The organism is Enterococcus sp. NBRC 3427, assembly GCF_007996925.1.
In the GTDB taxonomy this organism is placed as follows: Bacteria; Bacillota; Bacilli; order Lactobacillales; family Enterococcaceae; genus Enterococcus_B; species Enterococcus_B lactis.
The window spans coordinates 1-22,247 of record NZ_BJLL01000045.1; the positions used below are offsets into that span (position 1 = coordinate 1).

Here is a 22,247-nt window from a genome sequence, read left to right on the forward strand (position 1 = left end):
AAAATCTTTCAGCAACTCATTCATCATAACTTATCGTTTGTTATTTGTCAAGAACTTTTTTTGAAGTTTTTTTCGATAGAATCAAGCTTCGCAAGCTGTTCTTTTTTAACGACTCAGTTATCTTATCATGTCGTTAGCAACATGTCAATAACTTTTTTGTTATGTTTTTGAAGAAATATTTCCTTCTGTCTTTTGGACAAGTAATAATATACCAACTAAATTTATCTTGGTCAACGAATTTTTTGTATTTTTTCAAGTTTTTTTCAATAAGCGATTATTCACTACTTTTCTTTCTTTATCGTTCGCTTTCGGCTTCCTTAATGTCTGTAATATTTGATAACAGCTTTTGAACATTCGTTATTGTTTGTTGCTTTCTACATGGCAAAAGCTGCCTAAGGAGTCCCCTAGACAGCTTTTATTTGATTATCTCATTGTTGGGAATAGTAGAACGTCCCGAATGGATTGAGCGTCAGTTAGCAGCATCACTAATCTGTCAATCCCGATACCTAGACCACCAGTTGGCGGCATACCGTATTCTAATGCTTCCAAGAAGTCTTCGTCTACACCGTGTGCTTCATCGTTCCCTAGTTCTCGTTCTTTTTCTTGTGCTTCAAATCGTTCTCTTTGATCGATTGGATCATTCAGTTCCGTAAAGGCATTAGCAAATTCGCGTCCTACGATAAATAGTTCGAATCGGTCTGTGAATCGAGGATCTTCTGGATTTTTCTTCGCTAACGGCGAAACTTCGACTGGATGTCCGTAAACAAATGTCGGTTGTGTCAACGTTTCTTCAACAAACGTTTCAAAGAATTCATTGATAACATGTCCGACACCCATCGCTTCTGTTACTTCTACGTTATGCTTTTCAGCTAAGGCTAATGCTTCTTCCAAAGTCATTTCTTTCCAGAAATCTACGCCAGTTTGTTCTTTGATCGCATCTACCATATGGATACGTTTAAAGTCGCTTTCTAAGTCAACAGCTTGTCCATCATATGTGATTTTTGCTGTCCCTAGTACTTTTTCAGCTGCGTTACGGATAATACCTTCTGTCAGATTCATTACATCATTGAAATCAGTATATGCTGTGTATGCTTCTAACATCGTAAATTCCGGATTATGCGTAGTATCAATCCCTTCATTACGGAAAACACGACCGATTTCATAAACTTTTTCCATTCCTCCGACAATTAGTCGTTTCAAATGAAGTTCCAACGCGATACGCAAATATAAATCAATATCCAGTGCATTATGGTGTGTGATGAATGGGCGAGCAGCGGCTCCACCTGCCTCATTATGCAATACTGGCGTTTCTACTTCGATATAGCCATTGCCATCTAAATAACGACGGATCTCGCTGATAATTTGGCTTCGTTTCATAAATCGGTCAAAGCTTTCGCGATTACTGATCAAATCCAAGTAGCGTTGTCTGTAGCGTTGTTCAATATTCGTCAAGCCATGGTATTTATCTGGCAGTGGACGAAGTGCTTTTGACAAAATCGTGATTTCTGAAGCTTTGATAGAAACTTCGCCTGTGTCTGTTTTCATGATTTGTCCAGTTACACCAAAGAAATCTCCAAGGTCTGCATGTTTAAATACTTCATAGGCTTCATCACCTACTTGGTCTTTTCTTACATAAATTTGAATTTGGCCTTCACGATCTTGCAGATGCGCAAATCCAGCTTTTCCTTTTCCTCGGCGAGTCATCATACGTCCAGCTACACTAGCGGTCAATCCCATCTCTGCTAGTTCTTCTTTTGTTCTTGGATCAAATAGTTCATGCAATTCTTCTGAGTTGTGTGTGCGTTCAAATCGTTTTCCAAATGGATCGATTCCATCTTCACGCAATTGTTCCATTTTTTGACGACGTACAAGCATTTGATCATTTAAATCTTCTACTTGATGTTGTTGTTCCTGTGTCACAAAAGTTCCTCCATTCTCATGTTAATCTCTTTCCTATAATGCCAATGAAACACAAAAAAAGCAAGCCGAACTTGGAATTTCGGCTTGAAAATTCACGAAAAACTTAGAAATCACAACGTTTGTTTCAATAGTACTTTTTCTGCTTTTTCTACAAATTGATCCAGCAGATCATTGATTTCTTGCTGATTTTCTGTCTGATTGATTGCTACTTTCACTTTTGCTGCTCGAGGAATCCCTTTTAAATAATAAGCCGCATGTGTTCTGAATTCTCTACATGCTACTTTTTCTCCTTTGAGATCTGCTAAGCGTTGTAAATGAAGTTTAGCTGTAGCAATCTTTTCGGCTGGTGTTGGCTCAGGAATCAGTTCTCCTGTTTCTAGATAATGCTGTGTACGATGAATCATCCATGGGTTTCCCAAAGCTGCCCGGCCAATCATCACACCGTCTGCACCAACATAATCAAGCATCCGTTTTGCATCTTCGGGTGTTTTGACATCCCCGTTCCCCATAAATGGGATGGTGAGATGTTTTTTTACTTCTTTTAATATTTCCCAATCTGCTTTTCCCTCATACATCTGAACCCGCGTACGCCCGTGCATAGCGATGGCACTTGCTCCAGCTGATTGTGCTGCTAATGCATTTTCTACAGCAAAGACGTGTTCTTCATCCCAACCGATACGCATCTTGACCGTTACAGGGATATCTACTGCTGAAGAAACAGCTTGGACCATTTCGTATACTTTCTCAGGATCTAAAAGCCACTTTGCCCCTGCTTCTGCTTTGATCACTTTGTTTACTGGACAGCCCATATTGATGTCTATTATATCTGCAGCTGTGTTTTCTTCGACAAATTGAGCAGCTTCAACTAGGCTGTCTTTGTTCCCGCCAAATATCTGTAAACTTAATGGATGTTCTGTTTCTTCAATGTGGAGCATCTCTAAAGTTTTTTTGTTTCTGAAATGGATACCTTGATCACTGATCATTTCACATACGACTAAGCCTGCACCAAATTCTTTGACAGTGACTCGAAATGCTGAATTTGTTATTCCAGCCATCGGCGCAACAACGACACGATTAGGGATTTCAACATTGCCGATTTTCCATTTGTGTTCCACTTAAATTCCTCCTAAGGCTTCTTTCTTCAATCCAGCTAATTCTTCTTCACTATACTTGTATTTATTGTTACAGAAAGAGCATACCGCTTCTGCTCCATGATCTTCATCTATCATCGCTTGGATTTCTTCTGCACCTAGCGCGATAATTGCTTCTGCAAATTTTTCTTTCGAACAGTCACATTTGAATTGAACAGGCATTTTTTCTAAAACGTTCAGCTCTTCTGTATCAAGCAATCCCTTCAATATTTCTTCTGGTGTCTGTCCTTCATCTAAGAGAGTAGAGATTCTTGGTGTTGTTTTTAATTGTTCCTCAATCTTGCTGATTGTTTCTTCATCGGCACCTGGCATGATTTGAATCATGAATCCACCCGCTGTCTTGATACTGTCATCAGTATTGACCAATACACTTAGTCCAACAGCTGAAGGGATTTGTTCTGAAATAGCGAGATAGTAAGTAAAATCTTCAGCGATTTCTCCAGAAACAATTGGCGTTTGACCAGAAAAAGGTTCTTTTAATCCTAAATCTTTTGTGACAGTAAACATCCCTTGTGTCCCAACTGCTCCTCGCACATCGATTTTACCTTCACTATTCAAAGGAAGACTGAGATGCGGATTTTTGATGTAGCCTTTCACATCTCCCTTCCCATTTGCATCTACTACGATTCCCGCTGCTGGACCATCGCCTTGGATTCGAACAGTTAGTTTATCTTCTCCTTTAAGTGTTGCACCAAGCAGCAGACTGCCCACTAATGTTCGTCCTAAAGCAGCTGAGGACGTATGCCAAGTATCATGACGTCTTTGTGCCTCCGCTACGGTATTTGTTGCTTGAACGGCGTATGCTCGTACGAATCCGTCGTGAGCAAGTGCCTTAACCAGATAATCTTTCATTTGTTATGTACTCCTTTTTCCGTTTTTAAACTCATAGTGAATCATACTAGCAACTCCTGCTTTTTTCAACTTTGGAATGCTTCTTTTAAAAATAATTCAGAATCATCTAGAAAACAGGACATCATCCTATTTATATCTTAAATAAAGAAATCTCCCGAAAACCGGTTTTTGTTCCGGTTTTCGGGAGTCATATCAGTTCAATTGACCTATATTTTTTTATTTGTATTGATCGTCTGAATGATTATCTTCTGATTGTTGAGAATCTGAATCATGTTCTGCTTTATTTTCCTCATGCAGTTCATGTTTTGCTTCTTCAAAATCACGTTTTTCTTCTGCTTGTTTTTCAGCGTCTTTTTCTTCCAAAGCACGTTTTGCTTCTTCAAAAGTTTTCGCTTCTTTTTCGCTTGGATAATCATTTGACTCAGTACCTTCAGGCATCACACCGTGTTCGAATAACGATTTGATTGCTTTGGCATCCAATGTTTCGAATTCCAGAAGTTTTTCAGCAATCAATTTATGCTGTGCACGATGAGCTTCGATGATTTCATGAGCTTTGGCATGAGCTTCCATCAAAATCTTGCGTACTTCTTGATCAATTTCGAAAGCAACTTGTTCAGAATAAGCTTTTGTTTGACCGTAGTCGCGGCCAACGAACACTTGATGATTTCCTTCATATTGAACGGGACCTAAACGATCGCTCATTCCATATTCTGTTACCATGCTTCGTGCTAAAGCTGTCGCTTGTTCAAAGTCATTGGAAGCACCAGTTGATTGGACATTGAAGATGATTTCTTCAGCTGTACGTCCACCAAGCAAACCTACGATTTGTTCAAACATATCTTCTTTTGTCATCAAGAACTGATCTTCTTTTGGTAAAGCGATCATATATCCACCGGCGCGTCCGCGAGGGATGATCGTTACTTTGTGGACGACCCGAGCGCGACTTAACACTAATCCGACAATCGTATGACCAGCTTCGTGATAAGCAACCATTTCGCGTTCTCTTTTGCTGATTACACGATCTTTTTTAGCTGGACCTGCAATCACGCGATCTTCCGCTTCATCGATATCAGAAGCATCGATTTTCTTTTTATTTCTTCTAGCAGCTACTAGCGCCGCTTCATTCAAGACGTTTTCCAAATCTGCTCCGGCAAACCCTGGAGTCTGTTGAGCAACGACTTTCAAGTCAACATCATCGGCCATCGGTTTATTCCGTGCATGGACGCGCAAGATTGCTTCACGTCCTTTTACATCTGGACGGCCAACTAAAATTTGACGGTCAAAACGTCCGGGACGTAGTAACGCTGGATCTAGTACGTCAGAACGGTTAGTTGCAGCAATGACGATTACTCCTTCATTTCCGTCGAAACCATCCATTTCTACAAGCAATTGGTTCAATGTTTGTTCGCGTTCATCATGTCCGCCGCCCATACCGGCACCACGTTGACGACCTACCGCATCAATTTCATCGATGAAAATGATAGCCGGTGCGTTTTTCTTCGCTGTTTCAAACAAATCACGAACACGGCTTGCTCCGACGCCGACAAACATTTCTACGAAATCAGAACCTGAGATCGAATAAAATGGTACGCCAGCTTCTCCGGCAACAGCTTTTGCTAACAAGGTTTTACCTGTTCCTGGAGGTCCTTCTAAAAGTACACCTGCCGGGATACGGGCACCTAATTCAACAAATCGGCGAGGATCTTTCAGAAATTCAACAACTTCAACTAGTTCTTGTTTTTCTTCTTCCGCACCCGCTACATCAGAAAAACGTACGCGATTAGCTTTTTTGTCTGCTTCTTTGGCTTTTGATTTACCAAAGTTCATGACACGGCCGCCACCGCCACCACCGCCGCCTTGTTGTCCCATCATCATGTAGAAGAAAAAGATGATGATCACGATCGGCAAGAAGCTAAGCAATAACGAAACCCATACGCCGCTGCTTGATTCTTCTTTTACTGTTGTAGCAACTTTGTTTTCTTTTGCCAGTTCTGTTACTTGGCTCAATGTTGTATCATTTGGCAAAATGATTGTTGTGAAATGGGTAGTAGTCGTATCTGTTGAACCCAAGATAGCTAACCCGCCGCTGTTAGCGACTGTCTGCTGTTCCTTGTATTCACCAGTGATCTTATATACACCATTTGCAGGCTGCACTTCAAACTCTTTGATTTTGCCTGCTTGTAGTTGTTCTGTGAATTTTGAGTACTCGATATCTGACGATCGCTGGCCGTTATTACCAAAAATGAAATAAACGACCATTACCATCGCTAAGATTACGAGGACATAATACAAGGCATTTTTCATCATGCCATTGTTCTTTTTGTTCATAGTTGCCCTCCCTAAGCGTCAATTTAATTTAACAGTTTTTTATCAATCCTGACCATTCTATTGTACCATAATTTAATTGAGATACAGCATTAATTTGATTGATAAACACTAGGTTTCAATACACCGATGTATGGAAGGTTACGATATGCTTCTGCATAATCCAAGCCATAACCCACAACAAATTCATTTGGTACGTTGAACCCAACATAATCTGCTTCGATGTTTACTACTCTTCCCTCGGGTTTGTCAAGTAGTGTAACGATTTTGACTGATTTTGCTTTGCGGTATTTGAAAAGATCCACTAAATAGGCAAGTGTTCTTCCGCTGTCAATGATATCTTCAACGATCAACAGATCGCGACCTTCTACATTTGTATCCAAGTCTTTGACGATTTTTACTTCCCCTGACGAGACTGTTGCATTCCCGTAGCTTGAAACATCCATGAAATCCAATTCCAAATACGTATCGATAGAACGAACGATATCTGCCATGAATGGTACCGCTCCTTTTAAGACACCTACTACTAGGGGATTGGTGTTTTGGTAAATTTCTGTTAACTCTTTGCCTAGTTCTTTGCAACGAACTTGTATCTCTTCTTGTGAGATCAAAATTCTCTCAATATCCTTTTCCAACATCAGGTTCTCCTTCCAATTGCTTCTTTTTGATATTTGTAAAGAAGTATGTAGTGTATTTTATCAGTTTCTTCACGAATACTCAAATATGAAAAGGCAAAAGGTATCAAGCTATATATATTTCTTTTGGCATCTGTAATGATCCAAGCATGCTGCCTTTGTGAATTAGGTACTTTCTGATCGATAAAATATCTAGATACTTTTTTTGTAAGTTTCTCCGTTAATTGGATACGGTCTCCTGCTTTTCTTTTTTCGACATATAGTTGCACATCGGCGGGAACCCAAATGTCATGAGAAAACAGAGACCATGACTCTGTTGCTTTGATGTCCTCTGAATGTTCAGGTTTGACCAGACCAATCCATTCTGTTTCGTTCAACTGTATCCCTTGTTCTGGAATAAGCAACAAGCGCTGATCTTCTGTCTGAGTAGTGGCTTGTTTTTCTTTTTTAGCGAGTACAACAAAATGATACTCTCTTTTCAGTACCCAGCTGTTGCCGATGCTAAGCTGCCATTGACTTTTTTTCTGTTGCCACTGCTCTAAAATCGATGCCATTTGCTGCTCTTTCAAAATGATCCCTGTTTCTGAGAATACTTTGTCGAAGAAGGAGTGGAAAAAATAGTATCGTTCCGCTTCTTCCATTTTTTCTATTATTTCTGCTGAAAATTGAAATCGATCCTTTAACTGTTCGACTTCCTTTTCGATTAACTGCCCCATACATTTTTGAATGACTTGGTCTGCCCATTGGATCTGTTGCGAAAACTGCTGAAAATGTCTCATCACCTGGGTGTTTTCTTGTTTTAATTGAGGAACAACCAAATGGCGAAGCCGATTTCTTTGGACATCTAATAATTGGTTCGTCTGATCCTCAAAGTAAACAAGCTGTGATTCTGCTGCATAAGCATACAATTCTTCTTTACTGAAACTCAGCAATGGACGAACAAGTCTGCCCGTAGCAAATGGTTGTACTTCTTTGATTCCAGAAAAAGTACTTAACTGTCCCCCACGAATGATTTTCATCAACACCGTCTCGATTTGATCATCTCCATGATGAGCAGTCATCAACGTATCATATTGTTCTTCTTTCATCACACGAGTGAATGCTTGATAACGAAAGTTACGGGCTGCCGTTTCTATGGCCGTTTTGGCCGGATCTTCCCAAACACTTACATATAAAGGGAGATTCTTCTTCTCACAATAGGAGCGAAGATAAGCAGCTTCTTCTGCTGATTCTTCTCTCAATTGGTGATTGATATGGACGACACCCAAAGAAAAACCCATTTGGCGTTGCGCTTGCAAAAGCAAATGGAGCAGAACCATCGAATCAACCCCACCTGATACCGCTGCTAAAATCCTTGATTCTTTTTGCCAGAATCTTTGTTCATTCCCGTGCCGAATAAATGACTGCTGCAATAGCGGTACTTTTTTACCGTCTTTTTCAACGCTCATTCTTTCCACACCCTTTCTTCCTAAAAAAAGAGAGCGGGAAAACGTCTAAAACGACAATTAACCTGCCCTCTGTTGATACTATGACTAAAATAGTCGCATCATCATTATTTTCAGCTTGATTAGCTGCGGCGTCCGCCACGGCCACCGCGTTTTCCTTCTGTATTTCGCTTCAATGAAGATAAGCGGTCATCGCTATCTTTCAAAAATGAACTCATCAATGAATCGAAGTCTTCTTTTTGAGCTGAAGGCTGACTGCGAGAAAAAGATTTTTTCTGTGCTGGACGATTGCGGTTCTCACGGGAATCTTTTTGTTGAAATTTTTTAGGACGGCTTTCTTCTCCAGATTCTACAGGTTGTTCCTGCGCTTTGCGGATAGATAGTCCGATTTTCCCATCATCATTTACTGAAATAACTTTGACTGTTACTTCATCTCCTACACTTAAAACATCATGGATGTCTTTTACATATCCATTTGACACTTCGCTAATATGAACTAGACCCGTTTTTCCAGCACCTAGATCAATAAACGCACCAAAATTTGTAATTCCTGATACTTTTCCTTGCAGTTTTGCTCCTACCTCGATTGACATAAAAAAAATGTTCCTCCTAATTATTTCCCTTTTTTATATTCCTGCTTATTTTGCAGTTGTAGAACTAGTTGATTGATCTGTTTCATTTGTCGAGCTGTCTGTATTTGATTCTAATATAGGATAAACTTTTTCACCGTCTTTTGAGTAAAAGAATTTGCTTCTGGCAAGTTTAGCTACATATTCATCATCTTTCAGCAATGAAACATCTTGGTGCAGCTGATCAACGTCTGCGTTGACTTCTTTCATTTCAGTATTTGCTTCGACTCTCAATTCGTTCAATTGATGCATCCTTTGCATATCATGGAAAATCTGCACACCTATTATCGCGAAAATGACCAAAGCACCAACAAAAATTGCAGCCAGTCTGCGTCTTCGAAAAATCAGTTGTCGTTGTTGTTGCTGAAATTCAGCATACTTTTTCTTTGCATATTCCGTATCTAGCGCAGCGATTTTATTGCTTTTTTTCGTCACTTGGATTCGCTCCAATCTTTTTTGATTGTCTTTCTCATTATACCAATATCATGAAAGCTTGTCTAATCTATTTCTCTAGTGTTTCTGTGCGATTTTCAGAAATAATTTCGTACATTTTTTGTGCATCTTCTTTTTTGGTCGATTCATGTAATTCCGTAATTTTTACTTCCAACGTTTTGTTGCCGAACTGGACTTTCAAAATGTCGCCTACTTTGACATCACTGGAAGATTTCGCCAATTTTCCGTTGATTTGGATCCTTCCTTTATCAGCCACTTCTTTTGCTACTGATCGTCTTTTGATGATTCGGGATATTTTTAAAAATTTGTCTAATCGCATATCTTATTCCTCACTTTTTGATTTTTTTGTTTAATCGTAGAATTTTCTTACCAAATGGCAACATGAGCCACTCTCGTACTGTAAACAGACGGAGACGAATCACTGCATAAATGAACACAGATGCGCCAATCCCAACACCTATCACACTGACAAAAAAAGCAGTGGAACGATGAGTTACAGGACCAAACACTATATTCAACACACCATAATACAGCAGTAGGACTGTTGTCATACAAAGAAGGCTGATAATCAACTTCCGCCCAAAATGTCGTTCTTTCCAAAAAGCATTTAGCTCTTTTGTTTCTATTCGGACAAAATACCAAAGCGTCACACCTAATCCTAAAAGGGTAGACAGGCTTGCTCCGGCTGTTCCTAATAAACCAGTTAGAAAAGAAGTAGTCAATCCTTTTACCAAGAGCCCCCATCCTGCTCCTTTTAAAGAAGGGCGAAAAGAGTTCTTGCTTTGAGCAATACTTTGATAGGCTTGGATGACTGCAGTAAAAGCAATGGAAAAAACAAACAATACAAGCGCTGCATTTCCTGCATAATCTTTAAACAACGCATAATTGATATAAGGAAGCAGTAAGGCTAATCCCAAAGATGCAGCTAATGCCAAAGCGGTCGTCAATCTAAGATAGATTTTGGCTGTCTGCAAAAACTGACGATAGATCCGATTGGTCAAATGACGGGTCAATGCAGGCAGAAATGTCGCACTTAATGCGGTGGCAATCACTAAACCTAATTGAACCAAAGGCTGCCCTCGATCATAGACCCCTTTTGCTATCTTCGCACCATATTCCGACAGACCGTAAACTTCCAAAGCATTTTTTACAAAGAAAGAGTCGATCAGCTGAAAAAAGATGAGTAATCCGCTATAAATCGAAACCAGACCGCCTTCTACTAGAAAGCGCCGGATCAAAGATTTTGGTGGCTGTTTGAATAATGGGAACCGGCGGAAGCTTAATACTCCTCCATGAATCTTTTGTTCATAGTAGTGAAGGATCCCATATGCGCATATCCCGCCAAAAACGGCTCCACTCATCGCTGCCGTCCCTGTTTGGTACACCGTCCATCCGAGCTTTCTAAAAGCAAACGCACTACAGACGATTACAGAAACACGAACGAACTGCTCAACTACTTGAGAAACTGCCGTTGGTTCCATCAAAAATCTTCCTTGAAAATTCCCTCGATAAAAAGATAAACCAGGCATCAGCAAAAAGGTAAAAGAAACTACTTGGATCAGTGGTTTCAATTGTATATCCCCCATCATCCAAGCAATCCAACTGCTAAATGAAAAGACAAACAACCACAGAAAGACGCCTGTCCAAAACACCAAGGGATAAAGACTTTGCAAAGCTTGCTTTCGCTCGAAAGGATTCTTTCTTTCTGCAACGTACTTTGATATGAACTGCGGAAGACCTGATAAAGCTAAAGTCATTGCTATCCCATAAATTGGATAAACTTGCTGATAAACATAAAAACCTTCGTCGCCGACTAAGTTTTGGAGAGGAATTCGGTAAAGGGCACTTAATACTTTTGCTATGAAAGAAGCAATCGTCAGTACAAATGCTCCTTGCATGACGCGCCGCATTTCTTTATGATCCAAATCGTTGCTCCTTCCTACGCTGACAGATATTTTTGCTCACGCAATGCTTTGACAAACTTTTGGATTTCCTGAAGCCACACTGCTTCTTCCATTTGGTTTGGAATCGTCAAGCGTATCACCATCTGTTCTTTTTCAACGCCTAGACTGGCTTTTAGTTTCGTCGCCGTTAGCGCTTCGAATAATTGTTCCACGCTGTAGCGTTTCGTTCCAACTTTGCTTAGAGTAAAGACGATATGCGGCTCCTGTTTCCTTATCGTTTCCAAGAGCGCTCGATCGCCATCCATTTTAATCTGTCCGATTGTCAGGAGATGTGCTACTTCTTCTGGGTATTCTCCAAAACGGTCGAGCAGATCATCTTCCAGTTCATCTAGCATTTCTTGCGAATCAAGTTCACGAATTCGTTTATAGATCTCGATTTTCTGCCGTTGATCTACCACGTATGTTTCAGGTAGATACGCGTCAACACCGAGGTCGATCTCAACAGTGGTCTTCTCCACTTGACTATTCTTTCCTTGTTTACGAGACACTGCTTCGCTCAGCATTTGAGAATACATATCGAAACCGACTGCATCAATAAATCCATGTTGCTGAGCACCTAAAAGATTACCTGCACCGCGAATGGAAAGATCACGCATCGCAATTTTGAATCCAGATCCCAGTTCTGTAAAATCTTTGATTGCCTGAAGACGTTTTTCACTGACTTCATTAAGGATCTTCTGCTGCTCATACATAAAGTAAGCATATGCGACACGGCTACTTCTTCCTACCCGTCCGCGTAATTGATATAACGTGGATAAACCCATATAATCAGCGTTCTCAACAAACAATGTATTTGCGTTCGGGATATCCACTCCTGTTTCAATGATGGTCGTAGTGACAAGAACATCATACTGACCTTCAATAAATTCAAAGAGCGTATTTTCTAATTGCGCCTCTGTCATTTGTCCATGAGCATAGCCGATCCGCGCTTCCGGAACGAGTTCTTGGATTTCTTCTACTTTTTGTTCGATCGTTTCTACTCGGTTATATAAATAGAATACTTGTCCACCTCGTCCCATTTCTCGATGGATTGCTTCGCGGATAGCCCCAGGATTTTTTTCCATAACATATGTTTGGATCGGATAACGATTCGCAGGCGGTGTTTCGATTACTGAAAGATCCCGCACGCCTAGCATCGACATATGCAAAGTTCTCGGAATCGGTGTTGCTGTCAGAGTCAAAACATCCACTTGTGCACGTAACTGTTTCAATCGTTCTTTATGTTTTACACCAAAACGTTGTTCTTCGTCAATGATCAATAAACCCAAATCGCTAAATTCAATATCTTTTGACAAGATTCGATGGGTTCCTACAACAATATCAACTTGACCTGTGCGCAGTTGTTCGATGGTTTCTTTTTGTTGCTTTCTTGTTCTGAAACGACTTAATAGCCCGATATTTACGGGGAAACCTTCAAATCTTTCCAGCATCGTTTCATAGTGCTGCTGTGCCAAGATCGTTGTTGGAACTAAAAAGGCTACTTGTTTGCTTTCCTTTATCGCTTTAAAGGCCGCTCGAAGCGCTACTTCTGTTTTCCCATAACCAACATCACCTACGAGTAGTCGATCCATTGGTTTTTCTTTTTCCATATCCCGCTTGATCTCCGCTGCACTTCTCAACTGGTCATCTGTTTCAGAATAAGGGAAAGCATTTTCGAATTCTTTTTGGTAGGCGTCATCAGGACCAAAAGCATATCCTTTTTCTGATTCTCTTGCTGCGTATAGTTTGATTAAATCGTCAGCGATATCTTCGATTTTCGAAGATACTTTTCGTTTAGTTTTCGTCCATTCACTTCCGCCTAGCTTATTGATGCGAGGTGCTTTGGCTTCCGAGGCGACATATTTTTGGATCAGATTCAGTTGAGTAACAGGAATAAACAGTTTGTCGTCGTTTTGATACAAAATAGTCATATAGTCTTGGTGAACGCCATCTACTTCTAGCGTTTCCATCCCAATGTATTTCCCGATACCATGATTGGCATGGACAACGTAATCTCCTGCTTTTAACTCATTATAGCTTTTCAATCGCTCTGCGTTTGTTACTGTTTGACGTCTCGTTTGTTTTTTCGTCGTTTTTTGGAAAATTTCTTTTTCTGTGATAGCTACTATTTTTTCTTGAGGAAGTTCAAAACCAGCCTGCAAAGCTCCTTCAACTAATTGTACCTGTCCTCTGATCAATGCATTTTTTTCTGTTTCTACTACTAATATATCTTCATCTCGAAGCATTTGTTCTGCTTTACGTATTCTGTCCTTTGTCGGAATAAAGATCACAACAGTCTGTTTTTGCTTGCGCCAACGGTCCATTTCTGTTTTCAGTAACGGCATTTGTCCGAAGAACTGTTGCATCGTCCGATATTGAAAATTATGGATTGCTTGGAAACGAAGATTTCCCATCCCTTTTTGGAAGAGCGAGAAAAAGGTTGTAGTAAATTTTTCCTTTTGAACGATTCTTTGTACATCTGCTGAAAATGACTGCTCAGAAAAAACCCGCAATTCGCTGATTTTTTGAGTATGCCATTCTGCCGCTTCCCTTTCGATTTCCCGATTTGTTTCCATGATCCGCTGGTAATCATCAACGACTAGTAGACTATTTGAAGGAAAATAATCCAAGATCGTTACAAATTCTTGGTAAAGAAGATCTGAGTAGAATTTTGCTTCTTCTGTCGGGATACCTGCTTGCCAGCTTGAAGTCAGCTGACCGAAGTAATCTTGTAAAAACTCGCGGTCTGCTTCTTCTGTGGTCGCCGCAAGTCGTTTTTCTAGCATTTTTTGCATTTGCTCTATTCCATGTTCCAGATCCTCTGATCCATAGACTTGTTCACTCGTTGGAGAAACCCAGATTTCTTCCGTTTTTTCGATTGAACGTTGTGTTTCTGCTTCAAAATACCGCATAGAATCTATCTCTACATCAAATAATTCTACACGAATAGGATAGTTTGTTGTTAATGGGTAAATATCGACGATGCTTCCTCGAATACTGAATTCTCCGGGTTTTGCGACCATTTCTTCTCGTACATAGCCCATCAAAGTCAATTGGCGAGGAAGATTTTCCACATCTATTTCATCACCAACATGCCAATTCAATTGCGCCTGTAGCCAAGTTTTCTTATTCGGCAGCCGCTTGTGCAAAGCTGCGACTGGCAACAAATAGATACCTGCTTTTTTTTCTTGAAGTGCGTTGAGCGTTGCGACTCTCTCGCCTCGCGCTTCTGGAGAAGAAAAGGCCATTTCAGCAGAAAGCACTTCATCCACTGGAAATAAATGGATCTGATCCTGCGGAATCACATGTTGCAGATCTTCTGCTAACTGATTGGCATAATACAAATTTGGCATCAGAATGATCATATTTTTATTTGTTTTCTTAAATGCTCGAGCAAATAGAAGCGTCTTTGCTGAACCAGCTAATCCTGTGATTAGTTGTCTAGGCATTTTTTCTTCTAAATTGCTGATCCATTCTTTTACTTGCGGATCTTTTCCGACTAATTGAATGATATCCATTCCTTTTCCTCCTTTCTCAATTGAATTGATTCATCGCATCCACGAACGAATGCCCTTCTATGAGATATTCGACTGCTTTAACAGATTGAAACATGCTTTCTTCTATCAAAGGCTGGTTTTCTTTGCTGAAAGGACTGAGCACATGTTGGACCACTGTTTTTTTCCCTTCTGGTCTGCCGATTCCCACCTTGATTCGATCAAAGACATTCGTATTCAAATGGGAAATGATACTTTTGATACCATTATGCCCGCCGGCACTCCCCTTTTGACGGAGCCGGATCTTTCCTACTGCCAGATCCAAATCATCGTAGATGACGACTAATTCTTCTGGATAAATCCCAAAATAAGTCATTAACGGCCCGACTGCACGACCAGATTCATTCATAAATGTCTGTGGTTTGACTAGAAGGATCTTTTCTCCATTATGAAAAAATTCGGCAACTTCTGCTTCGAATGGATTTTTTTTGAAAGTAGCTTGATGTTCGCGTGCAATTTGATCCACGACCATAAAGCCGATATTGTGTTTAGTATATTGGTATTTGGTACCTGGGTTTCCTAACCCGACGATCATTTTCATTTTTGTTTTTCCACCTAATTCTAAAAACAGCACAAAAGGCTGGACTGCTAATTAGCGGTCCAGTCCATCGAGCTTTTTTTCTTTTTTATACTGTCAATGCATAGTATAACACAAAACAAAGCGTTTCGGCTAAAAGAGAATCGTTAATAAATGATAAAGAAATTAAAAATTTCTTCAAAGTTTAATGAAATAATTGATTTATAAAAATAGTGAAATAACGCACATGTAAGCTTTTACATATGATACAACCTTGTTATCTGTTATATTTTATAGCCAAATAGCGTGACATGGGGCTTGAGAAATGTTAGCATAAGCATGGGAAAAAACAAATCAATGGAAGGATTGATACTAAATGACTGCAGCTGCAGAAAAAAAAGATCATCAAAAAGTTATTCTTGTTGGAGACGGCGCCGTAGGTTCTAGCTATGCCTTTGCTCTAGTTACTCAAAATATTGCTCAAGAAGTAGGTATCGTAGATATCAATACTGCTAAAACTGAAGGAGACGCAATTGACTTGTCTCACGCTTTGGCATTTACTTCACCTAAAAAAATCTACTCTGCTACTTACGCAGACGCACATGATGCTGACTTAGTTGTTATTACAGCTGGCGCACCACAAAAACCAGGTGAAACTCGTTTAGACTTAGTAAACAAAAACCTAAAAATCAACCGCGATGTTGTCACACAAATCGTTGAATCAGGATTTAACGGTATCTTTTTAGTTGCCGCTAACCCAGTAGATATTTTGACTTACTCAACTTGGAAATTCTCAGGTTTCCCTAAAGAACGCGTTATCGGTTCAGGTACGTCTCTTGACTCTGCTCGTTTCCGTCAAGCACTTGCGGAATTAGTTGACGTTGATGCACGTAACGTCCATGCTTACATCTTAGGTGAACACGGAGATTCAGAATTCCCAGTTTGGTCACATGCAAATGTTGCCGGCTTGCAAATCTATGAATGGGTGAAAAACAACCCAGAAATCGATGAAGAAGCTATGGTTAACCTATTCTTCGGCGTACGTGACGCTGCTTACACAATTATCGAGAAAAAAGGCGCTACTTTCTATGGTATCGCAGTAGCATTAGCACGTATCACTCGTGCCATCTTAGATGATGAAAATGCTGTTCTTCCTTTATCAGTCTTCATGAATGGCGAATATGGATTGAATGACATCTACATTGGTGCACCTGCTGTTATCAACCGTCAAGGTATCCAAAAAGTAATCGAAATTCCTTTAAGCGACAGCGAACAAGACCGTATGGCTGCTTCTGCTAAACAATTAAAAGAAATTCTAGATGAAGCTTTTGCTAAACTAAACGCTGAATAATCTTTGAATATGACGGAAAACATCTAAACGGTGTTTTCCGTTTTTTTATTTTATCACTCTTCTGGTTTCTAAATTTTTTCATAAAGAAGAGATAACCTTCGTCTTTTCGTCTAAATTATGCTATCATGAGACCGTTCCACCCTAAACTTTTACTTAAGGAGTTGTCGATATGACAAGATCTTCGCATCGAAAAAATCGAAACATGTTGCTTTGCTTTCAGCTCTTGGTGTTCTCTTAGTGCTGATTAGCTTTTATACCTATCGCAGTACATACTACACAAAGCATTTTTTGCCGAATACAGAAATCAACGGAATAAATGTCAGCGATCTAACAGTCGAAAAAGCAAATGAAAAATTAAAAGAAGCTTATTCCGATAAAAAATTAGCTATTAAAGAAGATGGACAAGTCTGGCAGGAAGTACCAAAGTCTGAGCTCGGCTATAAAGATGATTTCACTTCTGAGCTTTCTCCGATCCTAAATGAACAAAACGGATGGACTTGGGGAATGACTTATGTTTCAGCAGCTGAAAAACAAGAAATCGATCCTATCAGTCAAGACCACCAGAAACTGGATACTACCGTTCAGACATTGACAACTAAACTGACTGATCTGAATAAAGACCGGACACCTACAACTGATGCAACAATTGAAAAATCAGGCGACTCTTTTGTTATCAAGCCTGAAGTCAATGGAAATACCATCAACGTCGATGCTGCGGTCAAACAAGTAAAAAGTGCAGTAAATTCCGGTAAAGATACGATTGAATTAACTGAGTTCAAAGAAAAACCAAAAGTAACCTCCGGAGACAGTTCACTGAAAGAACAGCTCGAATCCATGAATGCTATCGCAAAAGTAAAAGCTACTTACAGTATAAACGGGGAGACTTTCCAGATCCCATCAAGTGATATCATGAGCTGGCTGACCTATAACGACGGAAAAGTCGATTTAGATACAGAACAAGTACGTCAATATGTAACAGATTTAGGCACAAAGTATAACACAAGTACGAATGACACAAAATTTAAAAGTACAAAAAGAGGAGAAGTTACAGTCCCAGTTGGCACTTACAGCTGGACGATCCAAACAGATAGCGAGACAGAAGCGTTGAAAAAAGCTATTCTGACAGGCCAAGACTTTACTCGTTCTCCGATTGTGCAAGGTGGCACAACCGCTGATCATCCATTGATCGAAGATACGTATATCGAAGTTGATCTAGAGAACCAGCATATGTGGTATTATAAAGACGGAAAAGTAGCCCTTGAAACAGATATCGTTTCCGGAAAGCCATCTACACCTACACCTGCTGGGGTCTTCTATGTTTGGAATAAAGAAGAAGATGCAACTTTAAAAGGAACAAATGACGACGGAACACCTTACGAGAGTCCAGTAAATTACTGGATGCCGATTGACTGGACAGGTGTTGGTATCCATGATTCTGACTGGCAACCTGAATATGGTGGAGACTTATGGAAAACCCGCGGTTCACATGGCTGTATCAACACTCCGCCAAGTGTAATGAAGGAATTATTCGGGATGGTCGAAAAAGGAACGCCCGTATTGGTCTTCTAACAAAAAAGAATTTATAAAAAGAACGCATCTGTACGAATCGTACAGGTGCGTTCTTACTTATTATCTCAACTATGCGCTGCTTACATTTCAGCAGCAGTAAAGACTTCTGAGACATCATCATCGTCTTCTAGCTTATCTACTAGACGTTCCAATTGCTCCCGTTGTTCCTCATTTAAATCAATCGTTGTTTGTGGGATCATCGTCAATTCTGCTTGCGCTAAAGTGAACTCTTTTTCCAGCTCATCTCGTACAGCAACAAAATCTTCTGGTGCAGTATAAATCTCGAACACTTCAGGAGAAGTTTGCAGATCTTCTGCCCCCGCCTCTAATACATCTTCAAACATCGTCTCTTCATCAACAGCCAACCCATCGCGTTCAATGACGATATACCCTTTGCGATCAAACAAGTAACTAACTGAACCCGTTTCTCCCAGTGACCCACCGTTTCGAGTAAAAGCTACTCGAACATTTGTCGCTGTCCGATTACGGTTATCCGTCAATGCATGGACTAAGATTCCTACTCCACCCGGTCCATATCCTTCATACGTGATTTCATCGTAATTTGTTTCATCTACGGCACTGGTAGCCTTTTTAATCGCCCGTTCTACATTGTCGTTTGGCATATTTGCAGCTTTTGCTTTGTCCACAACAAGCCGCAGAGCTGGGTTCATGGATGGATCAGGACCGCCTGCTTTAGCTGCCATATAGATTTCACGAGAAAGTTTCTGAAAGACTTTTCCTCGTTTCGCATCTTGGGCATTTTTTCTTCCTTGGATATTATGCCACTTACTATGTCCTGACATGATTTTTCCTCCCTTATTCTTTTGAGAATACACTTCTATTCTAGTACTATTTCACAAAAAAACAAAGCCACAGCCAATCTATAAACGCTTCTTGAATGCCGCAAAAAGCACACATAATACCACAGCAGTCAGAGCACCGATCGAATCCAGCATGACATCTTGGAACATAGGTGTTCGTCCACCGGTCATCATCTGATGGAATTCGTCCAAACCTGCGTACCCTGTTGCTGAAAGCCAAGCAAGGATCGCTGTCAGCCACCAAATTTTTAGTTTAGGGAAAACACCTAAAAACAAGCTGCCACCTAAAACAAAATAAGTACCAAAATGTGCGCCCTTTCTTAAAAAGAACTCTACAAATTTGGCGTAGCCAAGATGGTCGATACTCACGATACTTCCACCATAATTAAAACGTATACCTGCTAATGTATCCTTAAATGGCTGATTAGGAAGCCAGCTTTCTAATCGCGAAACTTGTGATTGCTGTCCGTAAGTTTGAGAAGAACTGTAAAATAAGATGGCAACGACTATAAGTGCGATCACTAAATAAATATTTCCGTTTTTCAGTTGTTTTTTTGAAGAATTCATAAGTCACCTCTGTATTTATCTTAGACTTTTTTTGAAGAAACAACAATCATTTTCATAGAGACTTCTTCTATAAAAAAGTGCTATACTTAATTTTGTATTACAATATGAAGGGAGTTTTTTCATGAGTTATTCATTAAATTGGGATCTAGATTCTATTTTCCCCGGAGGAAGTCATTCTGATGCTTTGAACCAACGGATGAAGCAATTGGAAGACCAAACGAACGAATATTATCAACGTGTAACAAAATGGTCACCTAGTTCTGACAATGCAGAGCAGCTAAAAGCGGTTCTTCAATTGCAAGAAACGATTACGAACGGCTTTACCCAATGCAACAGCTATATTACTGCATTGCTTTCTGCCAATGTCAATGATTCAGATGCAAAGATCTTATCAGGTAAGCTTTACGCCATGCTTCCTCGTCTACAATCAGCCGAAACAGTATTGTCGAAGAAATTTGCAGAAATATCTGACAATGATTGGAATCAGATGCTTTCCCAAGGTTCGTTTGAAACAATCGCGTTTCGTTTAAACGAGATCCGTCGTGACGGTTCACAATTATTATCAGAAGCTGAAGAGAACATTATCAACACGCTCTCATTAGATGGTCTAAATGCTTGGAGCAGTCATTATGATACGATTGTAGCCAGCATTTCGATTCCCTTCGAACAAGATGGTCAAGTAGTCGAATTATCTGCTGGCCAAGCCTTCAATAAGATGATGGGCGATCCAGATCCAAAAGTCAGAGAAACACTTTTCGCAGCCTGGGAAAAAGTATGGAAAGAAAAGGCCCCCCTCTTCACAGATACTTTGAATCATTTAGATGGTTTCAGACTTTCTAACTATGAACTCCATGGCATCACGAATTTTCTGCAAAAACCATTAGAATACAACCGTTTGAAAAAAGAAACATTGTCTGTCATGTGGGAGACGATCCAAAAAAACAAACAACCCCTTGTTGATTACTTGACTAGAAAAGCCAATCTTTTCGGTAAAGAAAAAATGGAATGGCAGGATCAAGATGCACCTATTATTTTAGGCGATTTGAAAGAAAAAACCTTTAATTTTGACGAAGCTGCTGCATTTATTATCGAAAACTTTAATAAATTCAGTCCAAAAATGGCTGAATTCGCACAATCTGCTTTTGAAAAGAGCTGGATCGAAGCAGAAGATCGTCCTGGAAAACGTCCTGGTGGTTATTGTACTGAGTTACCAGAAACAAAAGAATCAAGGATCTTTATGACCTACAGCAATTCTGTTAATGAGGTTGCGACACTTGCTCATGAATTGGGTCATGCTTTCCATAGCAGCACGATGTGGGATTTACCTTCTTTAAATCGCGAATACGCAATGAATGTCGCAGAAACAGCAAGTACATTTGCAGAACTGATCGTAGCCGATGCTACATTAAAAGCCGCAAAAACAAAAGAAGAAAAAATCAATTTGCTAGATACAAAACTGCAAAATGCTTTAGCTATGTTCATGAATATCCATTCTCGATTCATTTTTGAAAATCGGTTCTATGAAGCACGGCAAGAGGGATTAGTCTCAGAAGATAAGATCACAGAGATGATGGTTGAAGCACAAAAAGAAGGCTACCAAGGAGCTTTAGCCACTTATCATCCATATTTCTGGGCTGCAAAATTACATTTCTTTATTGATGACGTACCGTTTTACAACTTCCCTTACACCTTTGGCTACCTGTTTAGTTTAGGCATTTATGCTTACGCCAATCAAAAGGGAGCAAATTTCGAAGAAGAATATATCCATTTACTACGTGATACTGCTTCAATGACGACGGAAGATCTTGCGAAGAAACATTTGAATGTCGATCTCACTCAACCAGATTTTTGGCAAGCAGGTATCGATATGGTGATTGAAGATATCCAAACGTTCATGGAATTGACAGAAGAATTCATCTGATTTCTATTTTCTCTCAATAAAAAAAGAGTTAGTCCAGAAAAGGGCTAACTCTTTTTGATTAATCATTCTTACATGCTGACAGCAAAGTCAGGTGCAAACCATTGAACTGAACCAACTTTTACGCTTTCGCCTGGTTGAGGAGCATGGATATATTGTCCTCCGCCTAAAGCAATCGCTACGTGGTAAGTTCCGCCTGGTGAACCCCAGAATAATAAGTCTCCAGCTTTTGCTTGAGAAACTGAGATTTTTGTTCCAGCTGATTCTTGAGGAACTGTCCAACCACCAATGTCACGACCAGTTACTTGCAAGTAAACATAGCGTGTGAATCCTGAGCAGTCAAATCCACTTGGATCTTTACCGCCCCAAACATATGGAGTACCGATATATTTGTAAGCTTCTGCTACGATTGCTGCACCATTCACACTTCCAGAAGGAGTTGGAGCTGGTGTAACAGGTTTTGGTTGTTCAGGTGTTGGTGTTGGCGTTGGAGCCGGAGTACTATTTCCTGTGCCGTTTCCTGGATCAACGCTTTGATCTGTTGATGGTGTTGTAGGCGCAGGTGTTGTTGATTCTTCTGTTGAAGTTTCAGGTACA

At 40.0% G+C, this 22,247-nt stretch carries 17 protein-coding genes and 1 pseudogene; 3 read left to right on the forward strand and 15 right to left on the reverse strand.

Going from position 1 to position 22,247, the window contains the following annotated elements; all coding sequences use genetic code 11:
- Positions 1-423: 423 nt before the first annotated feature.
- From lysS to pth, 12 genes are all read right to left on the reverse strand, one after another.
- On the reverse strand, positions 424-1,920 hold the full coding sequence (gene lysS, locus ESP02_RS09775) for a lysine--tRNA ligase (protein ID WP_002310399.1): 1,497 nt from the start codon (positions 1,918-1,920) through the stop codon (positions 424-426).
- A 110-nt stretch (positions 1,921-2,030) separates the two neighbouring features.
- Positions 2,031-3,035: a tRNA dihydrouridine synthase DusB gene (gene dusB / locus ESP02_RS09780; protein WP_002373642.1), complete on the reverse strand. Its 1,005-nt coding sequence runs from the start codon at positions 3,033-3,035 to the stop codon at positions 2,031-2,033.
- Positions 3,036-3,923, reverse strand: a complete 888-nt coding sequence (gene hslO / locus ESP02_RS09785) for an Hsp33 family molecular chaperone HslO (RefSeq protein WP_002310401.1) — start codon at positions 3,921-3,923, stop codon at positions 3,036-3,038. It abuts the gene before it with no gap.
- Positions 3,924-4,139: 216 nt separating this feature from the next.
- A complete protein-coding gene (ftsH, locus tag ESP02_RS09790) occupies positions 4,140-6,251 on the reverse strand; it encodes an ATP-dependent zinc metalloprotease FtsH (RefSeq protein WP_002373641.1) in 2,112 nt (703 codons plus the stop codon).
- Positions 6,252-6,340: 89 nt separating this feature from the next.
- Complete coding sequence (gene hpt, locus ESP02_RS09795) at positions 6,341-6,886, reverse strand: hypoxanthine phosphoribosyltransferase (protein ID WP_002287415.1); 546 nt, start codon at positions 6,884-6,886, stop codon at positions 6,341-6,343.
- The gene (tilS, locus tag ESP02_RS09800; protein ID WP_146926036.1) at positions 6,886-8,331 is read right to left on the reverse strand and encodes a tRNA lysidine(34) synthetase TilS; all 1,446 of its coding nucleotides are present in this window, start codon (positions 8,329-8,331) and stop codon (positions 6,886-6,888) included. The genes hpt and tilS overlap by 1 nt, the downstream gene beginning before the upstream one ends.
- 119 nt (positions 8,332-8,450) lie before the next feature.
- Positions 8,451-8,921: a S1 domain-containing RNA-binding protein gene (locus ESP02_RS09805; protein WP_002373638.1), complete on the reverse strand. Its 471-nt coding sequence runs from the start codon at positions 8,919-8,921 to the stop codon at positions 8,451-8,453.
- Positions 8,922-8,966: 45 nt separating this feature from the next.
- Positions 8,967-9,392, reverse strand: coding sequence for a septum formation initiator family protein (locus ESP02_RS09810; protein ID WP_002287409.1), 426 nt, complete (start codon positions 9,390-9,392; stop codon positions 8,967-8,969).
- A gap of 67 nt (positions 9,393-9,459) precedes the next feature.
- Complete coding sequence (locus ESP02_RS09815) at positions 9,460-9,729, reverse strand: RNA-binding S4 domain-containing protein (RefSeq protein ID WP_002287407.1); 270 nt, start codon at positions 9,727-9,729, stop codon at positions 9,460-9,462.
- A gap of 10 nt (positions 9,730-9,739) precedes the next feature.
- Positions 9,740-11,335 (reverse strand): polysaccharide biosynthesis protein, encoded by a 1,596-nt coding sequence (locus ESP02_RS09820; protein ID WP_025478429.1) that lies wholly within the window; start codon positions 11,333-11,335, stop codon positions 9,740-9,742.
- A gap of 14 nt (positions 11,336-11,349) precedes the next feature.
- Positions 11,350-14,871: a transcription-repair coupling factor gene (gene mfd / locus ESP02_RS09825; RefSeq protein ID WP_002373635.1), complete on the reverse strand. Its 3,522-nt coding sequence runs from the start codon at positions 14,869-14,871 to the stop codon at positions 11,350-11,352.
- A gap of 16 nt (positions 14,872-14,887) precedes the next feature.
- A complete protein-coding gene (gene pth / locus ESP02_RS09830; RefSeq protein WP_010733145.1) occupies positions 14,888-15,448 on the reverse strand; it encodes an aminoacyl-tRNA hydrolase in 561 nt (186 codons plus the stop codon).
- Positions 15,449-15,800: 352 nt separating this feature from the next.
- Here pth and ESP02_RS09835 point away from each other — a divergent pair, with 352 nt between their 5' ends.
- On the forward strand, positions 15,801-16,775 hold the full coding sequence (locus ESP02_RS09835) for an L-lactate dehydrogenase (protein WP_038399133.1): 975 nt from the start codon (positions 15,801-15,803) through the stop codon (positions 16,773-16,775).
- 169 nt (positions 16,776-16,944) lie between these two features.
- Positions 16,945-18,344, forward strand: a pseudogene (locus ESP02_RS09840) (L,D-transpeptidase family protein).
- Positions 18,345-18,424: 80 nt separating this feature from the next.
- Here the strand turns inward: ESP02_RS09840 and ESP02_RS09845 are convergent.
- Positions 18,425-19,147, reverse strand: coding sequence for a YebC/PmpR family DNA-binding transcriptional regulator (locus ESP02_RS09845; protein ID WP_025478428.1), 723 nt, complete (start codon positions 19,145-19,147; stop codon positions 18,425-18,427).
- A gap of 78 nt (positions 19,148-19,225) precedes the next feature.
- Complete coding sequence (locus ESP02_RS09850; RefSeq protein ID WP_002315904.1) at positions 19,226-19,732, reverse strand: VanZ family protein; 507 nt, start codon at positions 19,730-19,732, stop codon at positions 19,226-19,228.
- A 121-nt stretch (positions 19,733-19,853) separates the two neighbouring features.
- Between ESP02_RS09850 and ESP02_RS09855 the strand changes: the two genes are divergently transcribed.
- Positions 19,854-21,653 (forward strand): M3 family oligoendopeptidase, encoded by a 1,800-nt coding sequence (locus ESP02_RS09855; RefSeq protein WP_038399135.1) that lies wholly within the window; start codon positions 19,854-19,856, stop codon positions 21,651-21,653.
- A gap of 68 nt (positions 21,654-21,721) precedes the next feature.
- Here the strand turns inward: ESP02_RS09855 and ESP02_RS09860 are convergent.
- On the reverse strand, positions 21,722-22,247 hold a 526-nt coding region (locus ESP02_RS09860), incomplete at its 5' end, for a C40 family peptidase (protein WP_146926038.1).